This window comes from Nocardioides soli (assembly GCF_014191495.1).
In the GTDB taxonomy this organism is placed as follows: domain Bacteria; phylum Actinomycetota; class Actinomycetes; order Propionibacteriales; family Nocardioidaceae; genus Nocardioides; species Nocardioides soli.
On the sequence record NZ_JACHWR010000012.1, the window covers coordinates 1 to 14,290 of the forward strand.

A 14,290-nucleotide genomic window follows, 5' to 3' on the forward strand; every position below is an offset into this window, starting at 1 on the left:
GCGGAGCCGAAGATCGCGATGTGCCGGGCGCCGAGCTCGAGGGCCCGGTCGAGGCCGCGCTCGTTGGGCACCAGCACCGGGCAGTCGCGGCCGGCCTCGCCGAGCAGCCCCATCAGGTCGGCGGCGTCGGCGAGCTGCGGTACCCACGTCGGGTGCACGAAGCTGGTGGCCTCGACGATCGGCAGTCCGGCGGCCAGCAGCCGCTGCACGAACTCCACCTTGACTCCGGTGGGCACGAGCGCCTTCTCGTTCTGCAGCCCGTCGCGGGGGCCGACCTCGTAGATCGTCACCCGGTCGGGGAGTCCGTCCTGGCGGACCGGCATCGGGAGCTCATGCATGCGGCTGCACCTCCATCAGGGTGGCGCCGAGCGCGACCTGCGACCCGGTCGAGGCGGCCAGGCCGTCGACCGTGCCGTCGAACGGCGCCTTCAGGGACAGCTCCATCTTCATCGCCTCGAGCACGAGGAGCACCTGGCCGGCCTCGACGCGGTCCCCCTCGGCGACCCGGACGTCGAGGACGGTGCCGGGCATCGGGGCGATGATCACGCCGTCGCCCGGGTCGGCGGCGTGGTCGCCGAAGACGTCGGGCCGCTCGAACACGAACCGCTGGCCCTGGTGCACCACCTCGACCCGGTCGGACCGGACGTCGGCCACCGGCAGGTCGTGCGGCTCCGGCCCGGTCAGCCGCACCCGCTCGTCGAGGTCGATGACCACCGGCGCCGGCGCCGCGCCGAGGCGGAACCCGTCGGAGCGGAACGGTCCGTCGTCCTCGGGCCGGGCGCGGAAGACCGCCCACGCCGCCAGCCGACGGGCCTCGGCGGGGTCCGGGGCGGGTACGTCGTGGCGGTCCAGCCAGGTCGTGTCGATCGTGGCGTCGCGGAACTCGTCGCTCGCCACCAGCACCCGCAGGAAGCCGGTGTTGGTGGTCAGCCCGAGGATCGCGGTCGCGTCGAGCGCGTCGACCAGCGCGGACCGGGCCTCCTCGCGGGTGGCTCCGTGGGCGATGACCTTGCCGAGCATGGGGTCGTACGCCGTGCTCACGACCTGCCCGCTCTCCAGCGCCTGGTCGACCCGCACGGTGGTTGAGGAAGGCGCGCTAGCGCCTGTCTCGACACCACCGTCGGGCCAGCGCACGTACGTCGCCCGGCCGGCCTGGGGCAGGAAGCCGCCGAACGAGTCCTCGGCGTACACCCGGGCCTCGATGGCGTGGCCGCTGACGGTGACGTCGTCCTGGGTGATCGGCAGCGGCTCGCCCGCGGCGACGCGGAGCTGCAGCTCGACGAGGTCCAGCCCGGTGATCAGCTCGGTGACCGGGTGCTCGACCTGGAGGCGCGTGTTCATCTCCAGGAAGTAGGCCTCGCCGGCGCCCCCGTTTGCCTCAGGGTCGAGCAGGAACTCCACGGTGCCGGCGTTGCGATACCCAACCTGTTTGGCCAAGGCGACCGCGCTCGACGTGACGAGCTCGCGGATCTCCGGCGTGATCGTCGGGGCGGGGGCCTCCTCCAGCACCTTCTGGTGCCGGCGCTGAGTGGAGCAGTCCCGCTCGAAGAGGTGGACGACGCCGCCGTGGGCGTCGGCCATGACCTGGACCTCGATGTGGCGGCCGCGCTCGACGTACTTCTCGATGAGCAGGGTGTCGTCGCCGAACGCGCTCCTGGCCTCGCGGGCCGCGGCGGCCGTGGCCTCCGCGAGCTCGGCCTGCTCGCGGACGATGCGCATGCCCTTGCCACCGCCGCCGGCGGCGGCCTTCACGAGCACGGGGAACGAGATCGGTGGTTGAGGAGGGCGTTCTGCGCCCGTCTCGAAACCCCCGAGCTCGTACGACGGCACGACCGGGACGCCGGCGGCCACGGCGATCTCGCGGGCGTGGTCCTTGCGGGCCATCGCCTCCATCGCCTCGGGCGGCGGGCCGATCCAGGTCAGGCCGGCGGCGGTGACGGCGCGGGCGAAGGCCGGGTTCTCCGAGAGGAATCCGTATCCGGGGTGCACCGCGTCGGCACCGGCGGCCAGCGCCTGCGCGATCTGCGCCTCGACGTCGAGGTAGTCGCCGCTGCTGGTGGTGGCTGCGATGCCGAGCCGGTGGCAGGTGCGGGCGACCCGGGCGGCGATCTCGCCGCGGTTGGCGATGAAGACGGACTCGATCATCACATTCTCCAGACACCGTACGACGGCGCGGGGACGGGCGCGTTGGCGGCCACCGCGAGGCCGAGCCCGAGCACCCGGCGGGTGTCGGCGGGGTCGATGATCCCGTCGTCCCAGAGACGGGCGGTGGCGTAGTACGGCGAGCCCTGGGTCTCGTACTGCTCGCGGATCGGGGCCTTGAGGTCCTCGTCGTCGGGCCGGCCGGCGACGGTGGCGAGCACCGACGCGGCCTGCTCACCGCCCATCACGGAGATGCGGGCGTTGGGCCACATCCACAGGAAGCGCGGGTCGTAGGCGCGGCCGCACATGCCGTAGTTGCCGGCGCCGAACGAGCCCCCGATGACGACGGTGAACTTCGGGACGACCGAGCAGGCGACCGCGGTGACGAGCTTGGCGCCGTCCTTGGCGATGCCGCCGTTCTCGTACTCCTTGCCGACCATGAAGCCGGAGATGTTCTGGAGGAACACCAGCGGGATGCCGCGCTGGTTGCACAGCTCGATGAAGTGCGCCCCCTTGAGCGCGGACTCGCTGAAGAGGATGCCGTTGTTGGCCACGATGCCGACCTGGTGGCCCCACACGTGCGCGAACCCGGTCACCAGCGTCTCGCCGTACAGCCGCTTGAACTCGTGGAAGCGGCTGCCGTCGACGATCCGCCGGATCACCTCCCGCACGTCGTACGGCGTGCGGGTGTCGGCCGGCACGACGTCGTAGAGCCCCGACGGGTCCTCGTGCGGCTCCTCGACGTCGATCGGTGGTTGAGGAGGGCGTTCTGCGCCCGTCTCGAAACCACCACCCCGCGGCAGGGTGCCGACGATGCTGCGCACGATCGCGAGCGCGTGGGCGTCGTCCTCGGCGAGGTGGTCGACCACGCCCGACGTACGCGCGTGCACGTCGCCGCCGCCGAGCTCCTCGGCCGTGACGACCTCGCCGGTCGCGGCCTTCACCAGCGGCGGGCCGCCGAGGAAGATCGTGCCCTGGTTGCGCACGATCACGGTCTCGTCCGACATCGCCGGCACGTAGGCGCCGCCGGCGGTGCACGAGCCCATCACGCTGGCGATCTGCGGGATGCCGCGCGCGGACAGGTTGGCCTGGTTGAAGAAGATCCGGCCGAAGTGCTCGCGGTCGGGGAAGACCTCGTCCTGCATCGGCAGGAACGCGCCACCGGAGTCGACGAGGTAGACGCACGGCAGGTGGTTGTCGCTCGCGACCGTCTGCGCGCGCAGGTGCTTCTTGACCGTCATCGGGTAGTAGGTGCCGCCCTTGACGGTGGCGTCGTTGGCGACGACCACGACCTCGCGCCCGCTCACCCGGCCGATGCCGGTGACGACGCCGGCCGCCGGCACGGCCCCGCCGTACATGTCGTACGCCGCCAGCGGGCTCAGCTCGAGGAACGGGCTGCCCGGGTCGAGCAGCCGGTCGACCCGGTCGCGCACCAGCAGCTTGCCTCGGTCGGTGTGCTTGGCGCGGGCCGCCTCGCTGCCGCCCAGCCGGGCGATCGCCAGCCGCTCGCGCAGCTCGTCCACCAGCTCCTTCATGTGGCTCACGGAACCAAGGTTAGCGATCGTTAACCAGCGGGTCCACCGGTCGCGGCGACCGGTGGACCCCTCGACGGGGACGGCTCAGCGGAAGGCGCAGCCCGCCGAGAGCCCGAGGCGCCGGAAGAGCAGCGCGGCCGGACAGAAGCCGGTGATGCTCGACTGGAGCAGGTTGAGGCCGACGAAGGCCGTCAGCAACAGCCACCACGGCGACAGCACGGCGACCAGCAGCGCGCTCACCAGGACCATGCTGCCGGCGAGGGCGAGGACGGCACGGTCCAGGTTCACGCCAGGGACGGGACGACACATGGGGATCTCCTCTCGTCGGGTCAGCCGTGGCTGAACCGGATGTCGGGAAGGGCGCGGCGCAGCCAGCGCGGCGACCACCACGCGGCCCGCCCGGTCAGGCGGAGCAGGACCGGCAGCAGGACGAGCCGGACCAGGAAGGCGTCGAGCAGGACGGCGACGCCGAGCACGATGCCCATCTCCTTGGGCGGCAGCGGTCCGGACAGGGCGAAGGTGAAGAACACCGCGACCATGACGGCGGCCGCCGCGAAGATCACCCGGCCGGAGTGCGCCATCGCGCCGACCATCGCCTCGCGCGGGTCGCCGGACCGCTCGAAGTGCTCCTTGGCGGAGGCGAGCAGGAACACGGTGTAGTCCATCGCGATCGCGAAGATCATCGCGAAGAAGAAGACCGGCGCCCAGGCGTCGAGGAACCCCTGGTGCTCGAAGCCGAGCAGGCCGCTGCCCCAGCCCTCCTGGAAGACCAGGCGCGCCACCCCGAACGCCGCCGCGGTGGACAGCAGGCTGGCGAGCGTGCCGAGCAGCGCGATCAGCGGCGCCTGCAGCGCGACGAGCAGGAGCAGGAAGCCGAGCCCGAGGATCACGCCCAGGACCAACGGCGTCGACTCGTCGAGCTGGGCCTTCAGGTCGAGGTTCTCGACCGCCGCGCCGCCGACGTACGCCGAGGGCGGGAGGTCGGCGCGCAGCCGGTCGACGGTGTCCCCGATCGCCGGATCCGACGGGTCGACGGTCGGCACGGCCGAGATCAGCACCAGACCGCTGTCGTCCGCGGCCGGCTGTCCGGGCATGGCGCCGGCGATGCCGACGTCGGCGGCGAGCACCTCGGCGGCGTCGTCCGCGTCGTCGGCGTCGACCACGACCTGCAGGGTGCCCGGGGCGCCGTCACCGAACGCCGTCTGGACCGTGTCGTAGCCGACCCGTGCGCTGGCGTCGTCCGGCAGCACCTTGATGGAGGGCATCGCGGTCTGCAGGCCGAGGATCGGGGCGGCCAGGGCGAACAGCACGACCAGCGAGCCGAGGCCGTAGCGCCACGGCTTGCTCCAGAGGCGCTCGCCCCACCGGGCGAAGCGGGGCGAGCGGTGCTCGCCGCCGTGCACCCACTTCAGGGCGAGCTTGTTGATGCGCAGGTCGAGCTTCGCGAGCACCAGCGGCAGCAGCGTCAGCGTGGCCGCGAGCACGAAGACTACGGCGAGCATGATGCCGCCGGCCATCGAGCGGAACGCCGGCGACGGCACGAGCATCACCGCCGAGAGCGACACGAGCACGGTGAGGCCGGAGAGCAGCACGGCCTTGCCGGCGGTGTCCATGGTCTCGGCGACGGCGTCGGCGACCGACCGCTCGCGCCCCATCCGGGCGGCGCGGTAGCGGACGACGAGGAACAGGGCGTAGTCGATGCCGAGGGCGAGCGCGAACATCATCGCGAAGTTCATCGCCCAGATCGAGACCGGCACGAACTGGTTGATCAGCACCAGCGAGCCGGCCGAGGCGACCAGCCCGGCCAGGGTGAGCAGCAGCGGGAGTCCGGCGGCGACGAGCGCGCCGAAGGCCAGCACCAGGATCGCGAGCGTCACCGGCCAGGAGATCATCTCCGACGTCAGCATCGCCTCGAGGTTCGCCTCGTTGAAGTCGGCCCAGAGCTGGGAGGCGCCGGTCGGATGCACCTGGACCGAGCCGGTCGCGAGCTCCTGGAGCGGCTCGGTCAGGTCCTTGGCCGCCCGCACCATGTCGTCCGTGGACGCGTCGGCGCCGGCGAGCAGGACCGCGGTGTGCCCGTCCTCGCTCAGCGTCGCCCCCGGCTGCGGCTGGATCACCTGCGCGATCCGGACGTCCTCCTCGAGGAGCGCCGTGGCCTCGGCGAGGACCGCGGCGCCGTCGCCCTCGGTGACCCGACCGTCGGGGTCGTGGACGACCACCTGGAGGGCGGAGCTGGCGTTCCCGCCGAAGTGCTCCTGCGCGAGCTCGCGGGCGGCGACGGAGTCGGAGGAGTCGGCCTGCCAGCCGGCGCCGGAGAGCTCGGCCTCCACCCGCGGCGCGAAGATGCCGAGCCCGACGACGAGGACGACCCAGAGGAGCGCCGTCAGCCGGGCATGTCGGAGCACGGCGAGGCCGAGTCGTCCGAGCGGGCCGGGCCGGGCCGTCGCCGAGACGACGACCCGGTCGTGGATGGAGGTCATGCGCTTCCCCTTCTCTCCCAAGGAATACCCCTGGGGGTATATTCGGTTGCACACGTTAACACCCCCGGGGGTATCGTCAAACCCGGACCGATCCAAGGAGAGAGATGAGCACCACCACCCTGACCACCGCCGACTTCGAGGCGACCGTGACCGGCGACGGCATCGTGTTCGTGGACTTCTGGGCGTCCTGGTGCGGCCCGTGCCGCCAGTTCGCGCCGGTCTTCGAGGCCGCGTCCGAGGCCCACCCGGACGTCGTGTTCGGCAAGGTCGACACCGAGGCGGAGCAGTCGCTCGCGGCGGCCGCCCAGATCACCTCGATCCCGACGCTGATGGCCTTCCGCGACGGCATCCTGGTCTTCAACCAGCCCGGCGCCCTGCCCGCACCGGCGCTCGAGCAGGTGATCACCGCCGTCAAGGAGCTCGACATGGACGACGTCCGCGCCCAGGTCGCGGCGCAGCAGGGCCAGGAGGGCTGATGGAGCTCGACCCGACCGAGATGACCTCGGTCATCAACCGCATCAAGCGCGCGCGCGGCCAGCTCGACGGCGTGCTCCGGATGCTCGAGGAGGGCCGGGAGTGCGAGGACGTCGTGACCCAGCTGGCCGCCGTCTCCAAGGCCCTCGACCGGGCCGGGTTCGCGATCGTCGCCACCGGCCTCCAGCAGTGCCTGACCGCCGGCGACGGCCTCGAGGGGATGGACGTGAAGAAGATGGAGAAGCTCTTCCTCTCCCTCGCGTGAGGAGCGGCCGAGCCGCCCGGCGGAATGCTGGGCGCTCGCCGCTCGTTGTCCGAAGCATGACCACCACCGCCCTGACCGCCGACACCTTCGAGCAGACCGTCGTCGAGAACGACATCGTGCTCGTGGACTTCTGGGCGTCCTGGTGCGGCCCGTGCCGCCAGTTCGCCCCGGTCTTCGAGGCCGCCGCCGAGCGGCACGACGACGTGGTCTTCGGCAAGGTCGACACCGAGGCGGAGCAGTCCCTCGCGGCGGCCGCCCAGATCACCTCGATCCCGATGCTGATGGCCTTCCGCGACGGCATCCTGGTCTTCGCCCAGCCCGGCGCCCTGCCCGCGCCCGCGCTCGAGCAGGTGATCACGGCGGTCAAGGACCTCGACATGGACGACGTACGCCGTCAGATCGAGGCCCAGGATTCGGGAGAGCAGCCGAACGAGCAGGGTTAACAACCTCTAACCTTGGCGGCATGAGCCGCCCCACGGATCGACGCAGTCAGATCCTCGAGACCGCGGCGGGGCTGTTCGCGTCTCGCGGCTACCACGGGGTGTCGGTCGCCGACCTCGGCGCCGCGTGCGGGATCTCCGGCCCGGCGCTCTACAAGCACTTCGACTCCAAGCAGGCGATGCTCGCCGAGATGCTGGTCTCGATCAGCGAGGAGCTGCTCCGGGTCGGCCGGCAGCGGGTGGCCGACGCCCAGGGGCCCGACGCGGCGCTCGAGGCGCTGGTCGCGTGGCACGTCGACTTCGCGCTGCGGCACCGGCCGCTGATCGTGGTCCAGGACCGCGACTGGGAGTCGCTGCCCGCCGACGCGCGCGAGCAGGTGCGCAGCCTGCAGCGCGAGTACGTCGACCTGTGGGCCACCCAGCTCCGCGGGCTCGACCCCGCGCTCGACCTGTCCGCCGCGCGGGCGATGGCGCACGCGGCGTTCGGGCTGATCAACTCCACGCCGCACAGCGGCCTGCTCGCCGACCCGCGGATGCGGGACCTGCTCACCCGGATGGCGCTCGGGGCGCTCCGCGGCTGAGCGGCTCGCCCGCCGGTCAGGCGTCGGCGCCGGCTACCCGTCATCCGCCTCCAGCAGCCGCGCGGCGTACAACGCGGCCTCGACCGCCAGGTCGAGGTCCAGGTCGAGATCGGGGTCGGCGCCGGTCGACGCGGCGGACTGCCGCGCGTGCAGGCGCGCCAGCAGCTCGTCGCGGGGCAGTCCGCGCAGTTGGAAGAGCACGAACGGGTCGGCGTCGAGCAGCCACGCCAGCTGGGAGAGCACGGCGAGCGCGTGCACGCAGGGGTCGGCCCAGTGGTCGCACCCGCAGGCCGAGCCGAGCTCGAAGCCGCTCGGCAGCAGCTCGGCCCCGGACTCCTCCGCCTGCTCGACCAGGTCGTGGGGGAGGTCGCCGGCGAGCAGCGCGGCGATCCGGCCGGCCTCGGCAGCGACGGTCTCCACGAGCGCGGCCAGTCCGGCGTCGTCGAGCACCGGCAGGGAGCCCTCGACCGTCCAGAGCCCGCGCGCGTCGTCGACCGACGCGACGTAGCGCCCCGGCTCGGTCGCGATCTGCCCGACATGACCGCCCCGGGCGAGCGCCCGCGCCGCCCGGGCGTCCGCCTCGGCGTACGCCGCCTCCTCGACGGCCCGGACCCAGGCCTTGCCCCACCAGGTGGTGGCGCGGACGCCGCCGCGGCGCGCCGGGACCCGGGGGTGCAGGATCGCTCCGGTCATTCGTCGGCGGCCTCCGGCCGCAGGGTCACGAGCTCGCGGAGCTCGTCGTTGCTGAGCTCGGTCAGCGCCGCCTCGCCGCGGCCGAGCACGGCGTCGGCCAGCGCCCGCTTGCGGCCCAGCATCTCGGCGATCCGCTCCTCGATCGTGCCGCGCGTGATCATCCGGTGCACCTGCACCGGGCGGGTCTGGCCGATCCGGTAGGCGCGGTCGGTGGCCTGCTCCTCGACGGCGGGGTTCCACCAGCGGTCGACGTGGATCACGTGGTCGGCGCGGGTCAGGTTGAGCCCGGTGCCGCCGGCCTTGAGCGAGAGCAGGAAGACCGACGCCTCACCGCCCTGGAAGCGCCGCACCATCGCCTCGCGCTCGCGCACCGGTGTGCCGCCGTGCAGCAGCTGGTGGGGTACGCCGGCCCGCGCGAGGTGCGACTCGAGGAGCCGGGCCATCGCGACGTACTGGGTGAAGACCAGCGCAGCGCCGTCCTCGGCGAGCACGGTGCCGAGCAGCTCGTCGAGCAGGTCGATCTTCTGCGAACGGCCCGGGAGCCGAACCGCCGACTGCTTGAGGAAGTGCGCCGGGTGGTTGCAGATCTGCTTCAGGCCGGTGAGCAGCTTGAGCACGAGGCCGCGTCGGGTGTCCTCGTCGGAGCGCTCGATGCGCTCCATGATGTCGCGCACGAACGACTCGTAGAGCACCACCTGCTCGCGGGTCAGCCCCACGCGGTGGTCGGTCTCGGTCTTCGCCGGCAGCTCCGGCGCGATGCCCGGGTCGGACTTGCGGCGGCGCAGCAGGAACGGCCCGATCAGGTCGGCGAACTGCTTGGCCTTGCTCGGCTCGCGGCCCGACTCGATCGGTCCGGCCCACACCTTGCGGAAGGCGTTGCGGCTGCCGAGCAGGCCCGGAATCGCCCAGTCGAGGATCGCCCACAGCTCGGTGAGGTTGTTCTCGACCGGCGTGCCGGTCAGCGCCACCCGCGCCCGGCTCGGGATCGAGCGCAGCGCCCGCGAGGTGGCGGTGCGCGGGTTCTTGACGTGCTGGGCCTCGTCGGCGACGACCAGGTCCCACGCCACCTCCGCGAGCCGTTCGGCGTCGCGCTGCATGGTGCCGTACGTCGTCAGCACGAACCCGTCACCCGCGCCCTCGAGCTCGCGGGCGCTGCCGTGGAAGCGCACCACCGGCGTACCGGGGGCGAAGCGGCGTACCTCGTCCTCCCAGTTGCCGAGCAGGCTGGCCGGGCAGACCACGAGCGTCGGGCCGGTCGCCCCGCGCTCGCGGCGGTGCAGGTGCAGCGCGATCAGCGTGATCGTCTTGCCGAGCCCCATGTCGTCGGCGAGGCAGGCGCCGAGGCCGAGCGAGGTGAGCTCGGCCAGCCAGGTCAGCCCGTGCCGCTGGTAGTCGCGCAGCGTCGCCGCCAGCGCCTCGGGTGGCTCGACCGGCTCCCGGGTCGCGGCGGTGAGCAGCCGCTCGCGGACCTGGAGCAGGCTGGCGCCGACGATCACCTGCTCCTGGGCGGCGTCCTGCGGCCCGACCTGGACCACTCCGGTCAGGGCGGCCGCGACCGCCTCGGCCGGGCGCACGGTGCGCAGCAGCCGCTTGCGGGCCTTCCGGACGATCGCCGGGTCGACGACCGTCCAGTTACCGCGCAGCCGCATCAGCGGCGTGGCCGACGACGCCAGCTGGTCCATCTCCGCCTCGGTGAGCGGGTCGCCGTGCAGGGCCACCTGCCACTTGAACGCGAAGAGCGACTCGGTGCCGAGCAGCGGCTCGTTGAGCGGCTCTTCTCGTGCCCCTGACGGCGCGGCGCGGTCGAGCGTCGCAGTGGCGCTCAGGTCGCGGCCCAGGCTGCGCGGCCACAGCACGTCGACGCCGCGCTCGCGCAGCGCGCCGACCCCCTCGTCGAGCAGGCTGACCAGCTCGTCGGTGTCGAGCACGATCTGGTCGGGCACCCGCAGCTCGAGCAGCCGGTCGAGCACCGGCCACGCGTCGGCAGCGGCCCGCAGCGCGATCGTGGCGTGGGTCCGTGCGCGGTCGCCGAAGCCGTGCTCGTCGGAGCCGTGGGTCCAGAGCACCGCCAGGTCGCACAGGTGCAGCGGGTTCTGCTCGTCGTGCGCCTGGGGCACGAGGCGTACGGCGCCCGCGATCAGCTCCTCCTCGTCGGCCTCCACCCGGAGGGAGAGCCGCACCAGGTGCGGCAGGTCGCCCGCCTCCACCCGGCGGTGCCGGGCCAGCCGGGACTGCAGCCGCTCCTCGAACGTCGGGCCCCGCGGCGCCACCGGCCTGCGCTCGGGCACCTCCACCGGGGGCTGCCGGGGCATCGCGTCGACGACCGCGTCGATCAGGTCGCGCACCACCCGCTCGTCGTCGCGCTGGGCCCGCGAGAGCATCTCGATCCGGTCCTCGTCGTCGGCGTCGAGGCCGCTCACCCGCCAGCTCGGCGGGCCGCCGTCCCCCGCCGCGGCCGGCGCGAACTTGCCCGCCGCCACCAGCCGCATCCCCAGCAGCGCCGCCCCGCTCAGCAGCCCGACGCTCGGGTGCAGGTCGTCACGGCTGCGCGCCTTGGTGAGCACCGGCAGCGCCGCCCGGATCGGCAGCGCCACGGTGCGCCGGGCGTCGCTGAACTCCACGACCCCCTCCCGCGGCGGCTCGCCCGCCCGGAACGTCGCGGGGCCGGTGAGCGGGACGAAGGACACGACGTAGAACGTAGCCCGCGGCCCCGACAGCGCCCGGGTCGTGTGCCTGAGCACGCGCTCTCCCGCGGTGTCAGGCACACGACCTCACACGGGGCGCAGGCACCGGTCCGATCACGATGGGCGGCGGCGGACAGCATGCCGCCGCATCGAGGTCACGTCATCAGCGCAACCCACCCCAACTTTGCGGCAACCGCCGCACGCCGTCTGACCACAGGTTCGGTACAGCGGAACCCGTACGGGGCGACCAACCGGTGGACGGAGTACGGCGACAGCCAGGACGCATGCGCGTCGACTACCCGCTGGACCGACGACACCCTCACAATTTCACGACTAGCGTTCGCCATGTGAGTAGCCCGCCTACCGACTTTGCGCGGATCGAACTCTTCTGCGAACTGGTCGATGAGTACGACGACCTGGCCGATGCCTTTCCGATGGCGGAGCCGAGTCTGCAACTGGTTCCGTTCTCTCATGCGCCCGCGCCCGATCGGTGGGCGCGAGTTGTGCGGGCGATGGCCCTTCGAAAGTTCGCGATAGGAAAGAGGGATGAGGTCTACGTACCGAAAGTTCTCGATTCGGCCACCAACTGCCTAACTGACCCGACACTGGCCGCGAACGTGGACAGCTACCGAGACGGCTTCCGCGGGCTCGGCCTTGCAATTCGCACGGTTGAGGGCGAAGGGGTCGAGACGACCGCACCTGAGATCATCGAAGATCTGATCTACGGCGGACTACTGCACGGCGACTACGACCGCCACGAGCGAATGAAGGTTCGCCCCAACATGACGCACGATCTATCGCTGTGGCAGTTCACTGGCGATGTGGAGCACTTCATCCGGGAACTTCGAGGGACAATACGCAGGAGCATCGAACAGGGCATACTGACCGGCTCTCGAATCGCTGGCTGACGGCCGAGGATCGTTGCGTCCTGGCACCGCGTGCCTAGGTGAAGTCCTCGGTGTCATGGCTGTCGAGAGCAGCCATATCCTCTTGCCAGATTTCCAAGAGGTCGTGCTCGTCAGCGGACTCCCACGCCTCGAAGTCAGGGGCCGCGTTGACAAGTGCCTCCGACTCCAAGGTGAGGTGACACACCGGACAGGTGAAGTTGGTAGCCATCCAGCCGTGTATCACCGTCGTGCCACTGCGCCGATTGGCGACCCGCTGCTCCGGACGCTCGACCGATAGTCCCTTGCCCGAGCAGACCGGGCATTGGCGCGGCATCACGTTCTTGCTTGGATTGACGCGGTCGCCGGCTTGTTCCAGCAGTCGATCGATGGCCTCTTCATCCAGATCCCGGGTGCGCTCGGCGAACCGCTTGCGAGCTGCCGCGTAGGACACCGCGAGTTGTTGCTTGATGTCGTCCTGGCGTTGTCTAAGGGCCTTCTCGACTGTTGGCCACGCAGCGCCCCAGAACTCCTCTGGCGTGGAGTCGAGTCGCTGTGCCAGGGCGTTCTGAATCGTGCCTAGTGTGACGAGCACCCGGAAGAGGGCGTCGCCGGTAGATTCGCTGACCTGGCCGCCATGCGCTGTGACGTCACGAGCGGCCTTTAGAGCTGCGAGGCCATCGGGTCCGACGCCCAGTACGCCGTCTCCATACAACAACTGCAGGCGTCTGATGGCCGACTCGAAGCCCACCGTGAACACTTGCTCGTCTCGCTGTCTGGTGGGTCGCAAGCCCGCGAGCCGAAGGAGCGATACGTCCTTAAAGCGGTTACCACCCTCTAGGAGAAGGACGGGCGATGCCTTGCACAGAGCCGCCTTAACTGCAAGCTCGACGCTCGCACCAGCGTGGAGAAAGAAGAAGGGCGCATCTCGCACGGAGTAGTTGTCGACGCATGCTTGAGCGAATCTTTGGGCTGACACGAAGAGACCCCGCCACTCAAACGGCGCCGCATCCGCATCTGTTGAAGGCTCCTCCGTTCTCACGCGTGAAGGCTACGCCCACAACTCCGGCCGCACCCAAAATTCGCCACGCCCGCGTTGAGAATCCTTCGCCGGGTGAGCGTCCCGTGGAGTGGTGGGGTTTGGGTAGGACGGCGGGGCTCCGTACGTGAGGGGGCCATCGGCGAGATCTTCGGTGTGAACGGCCAAGCACACATCGAAGAGGAGTCCACCGATGGCCCTACCCCAGTCTGCCCTGTCCGAGTTGCTCGAGGCGTTCCGTGCCGGTGATGGCGTGGATCTGATCCGTGACTCGGTGCGGGTCGCGTTGCAGGAGTTGATCGAGATCGAGGCGACCGAGCGGATCGGCGCCGCACCCTATGAGCGCACCGAGTCCCGTACCACCGAGCGGAACGGGCACCGCCCGCGGATGCTCACCACGAAGGCCGGTGATGTCGAGCTGCGGATCCCCAAACTCCGCAAGGGCTCGTTCTTCCCCTCGATCTTGGAACCACGGCGGCGGATCGACCAGGCGCTGTATGCGGTGGTGATGGAGGCCTACGTCCACGGCGTCAGCACCCGTTCGGTCGACGACCTCGTCGAGGCGATGGGCGCCGATGCCGGGATCAGCAAGTGCCAGCACGCGAACAGTGCGTAGATCCGCCACCAGGGCCCGTAGCGGTCCGGGACGTCTCGCCACGGGCAGCCGACCCGGGTCCGGTGCCGGATCCCGTCGATCAGTTGCCGCAACGGCCATCGGCGAGGCCGCCCCGGACGCGACGGCGTGGGCAGTAGCGGTTCGAGCAGCTCCCACTGCTCCTCGGTCAGGTCGTGACGAGACGCGGCATCGATCGAGGGATCTATCGTGGACATGAGGCCTCCTGCGGTGGCGTGGATGCGTAGACACCACCTGCGCTACCGCGGAGGCCTCACCCGTGTCCCGACGCCACGCCGCAAAACCCCACCAGCCACTTCGTAACAGACCCTAGATCCGGACTGCACGACAGTGTGCAGTGCGTTGTTGAGTTGGCGATCGCCGTAGCAGTTGATCCGCTATCGAGTACCGAGCTCGGCCGTCGGCCGAAGGAATCGAACCCATGGCTGTCGTGACCGAC

The 14,290-nt window shown here is 71.2% G+C and carries 13 protein-coding genes and 2 pseudogenes; 6 read left to right on the plus strand and 9 right to left on the minus strand.

Annotated elements, in window-relative coordinates:
* From FHU40_RS26655 to FHU40_RS26675, 5 genes and pseudogenes are all read right to left on the minus strand, one after another.
* Positions 1-338: pseudogene (locus FHU40_RS26655) on the minus strand (hydroxymethylglutaryl-CoA lyase); the annotation flags it as partial.
* On the minus strand, positions 331-2,145 hold the full coding sequence (locus FHU40_RS26660) for an acetyl/propionyl/methylcrotonyl-CoA carboxylase subunit alpha (RefSeq protein ID WP_183595550.1): 1,815 nt from the start codon (positions 2,143-2,145) through the stop codon (positions 331-333). The gene FHU40_RS26660 and the pseudogene FHU40_RS26655, both read right to left, overlap by 8 nt.
* Complete coding sequence (locus FHU40_RS26665; protein ID WP_183595573.1) at positions 2,145-3,677, minus strand: carboxyl transferase domain-containing protein; 1,533 nt, start codon at positions 3,675-3,677, stop codon at positions 2,145-2,147. Before FHU40_RS26665 ends, FHU40_RS26660 begins: the two co-directional genes overlap by 1 nt.
* An 84-nt stretch (positions 3,678-3,761) precedes the next feature.
* On the minus strand, positions 3,762-3,965 hold the full coding sequence (locus tag FHU40_RS26670) for a YgaP-like transmembrane domain (RefSeq protein WP_183595551.1): 204 nt from the start codon (positions 3,963-3,965) through the stop codon (positions 3,762-3,764).
* Between the two features lie 41 nt (positions 3,966-4,006).
* A complete protein-coding gene (locus FHU40_RS26675) occupies positions 4,007-6,157 on the minus strand; it encodes an MMPL family transporter (RefSeq protein ID WP_183595552.1) in 2,151 nt (716 codons plus the stop codon).
* Between the two features lie 104 nt (positions 6,158-6,261).
* Between FHU40_RS26675 and trxA (FHU40_RS26680) the strand changes: the two genes are divergently transcribed.
* From trxA (FHU40_RS26680) to FHU40_RS26695, 4 genes are read left to right on the plus strand one after another with little or no spacing between them, the layout of a single operon-like run.
* Entirely contained in the window at positions 6,262-6,633 is a 372-nt protein-coding gene (gene trxA / locus FHU40_RS26680; RefSeq protein ID WP_183595553.1) for a thioredoxin, read from the plus strand.
* Complete coding sequence (locus FHU40_RS26685; RefSeq protein ID WP_183595554.1) at positions 6,633-6,896, plus strand: metal-sensitive transcriptional regulator; 264 nt, start codon at positions 6,633-6,635, stop codon at positions 6,894-6,896. The genes trxA (FHU40_RS26680) and FHU40_RS26685 overlap by 1 nt, the downstream gene beginning before the upstream one ends.
* Positions 6,897-6,952: 56 nt before the next feature.
* Positions 6,953-7,339 carry a thioredoxin gene (trxA, locus tag FHU40_RS26690; protein ID WP_183595555.1) on the plus strand — a complete coding sequence of 129 codons (387 nt, stop codon included), beginning with the start codon at positions 6,953-6,955 and terminating at the stop codon, positions 7,337-7,339.
* A gap of 20 nt (positions 7,340-7,359) precedes the next feature.
* Complete coding sequence (locus FHU40_RS26695) at positions 7,360-7,917, plus strand: SACE_7040 family transcriptional regulator (RefSeq protein WP_183595556.1); 558 nt, start codon at positions 7,360-7,362, stop codon at positions 7,915-7,917.
* 33 nt (positions 7,918-7,950) lie between these two features.
* Here the strand turns inward: FHU40_RS26695 and FHU40_RS26700 are convergent, their stop codons facing one another.
* Together FHU40_RS26700 and FHU40_RS26705 are read right to left on the minus strand one after the other, a co-directional pair.
* On the minus strand, positions 7,951-8,610 hold the full coding sequence (locus FHU40_RS26700; protein WP_183595557.1) for an SWIM zinc finger family protein: 660 nt from the start codon (positions 8,608-8,610) through the stop codon (positions 7,951-7,953).
* Positions 8,607-11,351, minus strand: a complete 2,745-nt coding sequence (locus FHU40_RS26705; RefSeq protein ID WP_343058076.1) for a DEAD/DEAH box helicase — start codon at positions 11,349-11,351, stop codon at positions 8,607-8,609. The genes FHU40_RS26700 and FHU40_RS26705 overlap by 4 nt, the downstream gene beginning before the upstream one ends.
* 290 nt (positions 11,352-11,641) lie before the next feature.
* Here FHU40_RS26705 and FHU40_RS26710 point away from each other — a divergent pair, with 290 nt between their 5' ends.
* Entirely contained in the window at positions 11,642-12,202 is a 561-nt protein-coding gene (locus FHU40_RS26710; protein ID WP_183595559.1) for a hypothetical protein, read from the plus strand.
* 34 nt (positions 12,203-12,236) lie between these two features.
* On the opposite strand, the gene FHU40_RS26715 is transcribed toward FHU40_RS26710, so the two are convergent.
* Positions 12,237-13,220, minus strand: a complete 984-nt coding sequence (locus FHU40_RS26715) for a DnaJ-like cysteine-rich domain-containing protein (protein WP_183595560.1) — start codon at positions 13,218-13,220, stop codon at positions 12,237-12,239.
* 190 nt (positions 13,221-13,410) lie between these two features.
* On the opposite strand from FHU40_RS26715, the pseudogene FHU40_RS26720 reads away from it, so the two are divergent.
* Positions 13,411-13,815 (plus strand): annotated as a pseudogene (locus tag FHU40_RS26720) (transposase); the annotation flags it as partial.
* On the opposite strand, the gene FHU40_RS26725 reads toward FHU40_RS26720, so the two are convergent.
* The gene (locus FHU40_RS26725; RefSeq protein ID WP_221200349.1) at positions 13,734-14,048 is read right to left on the minus strand and encodes a transposase; all 315 of its coding nucleotides are present in this window, start codon (positions 14,046-14,048) and stop codon (positions 13,734-13,736) included. The pseudogene FHU40_RS26720 and the gene FHU40_RS26725 overlap by 82 nt on opposite strands.
* Between the last annotated feature and the right edge of the window lie 242 nt (positions 14,049-14,290).

What these genes read in the sequence shown, in the direction of transcription:
- trxA (WP_183595553.1), top strand. Translation starts at nt 6,262, where the DNA reads ATGAGCACCACCACCCTGACCACCGCCGACTTCGAGGCGACCGTGACC.
- FHU40_RS26660 (WP_183595550.1), bottom strand. Translation starts at nt 2,145, where the DNA reads ATGATCGAGTCCGTCTTCATCGCCAACCGCGGCGAGATCGCCGCCCGG.
- FHU40_RS26725 (WP_221200349.1), bottom strand. Translation starts at nt 14,048, where the DNA reads ATGTCCACGATAGATCCCTCGATCGATGCCGCGTCTCGTCACGACCTG.
- FHU40_RS26695 (WP_183595556.1), top strand. Translation starts at nt 7,360, where the DNA reads ATGAGCCGCCCCACGGATCGACGCAGTCAGATCCTCGAGACCGCGGCG.
- FHU40_RS26675 (WP_183595552.1), bottom strand. Translation starts at nt 6,157, where the DNA reads ATGACCTCCATCCACGACCGGGTCGTCGTCTCGGCGACGGCCCGGCCC.
- trxA (WP_183595555.1), top strand. Translation starts at nt 6,953, where the DNA reads ATGACCACCACCGCCCTGACCGCCGACACCTTCGAGCAGACCGTCGTC.
- FHU40_RS26685 (WP_183595554.1), top strand. Translation starts at nt 6,633, where the DNA reads ATGGAGCTCGACCCGACCGAGATGACCTCGGTCATCAACCGCATCAAG.
- FHU40_RS26700 (WP_183595557.1), bottom strand. Translation starts at nt 8,610, where the DNA reads ATGACCGGAGCGATCCTGCACCCCCGGGTCCCGGCGCGCCGCGGCGGC.
- FHU40_RS26665 (WP_183595573.1), bottom strand. Translation starts at nt 3,677, where the DNA reads ATGAAGGAGCTGGTGGACGAGCTGCGCGAGCGGCTGGCGATCGCCCGG.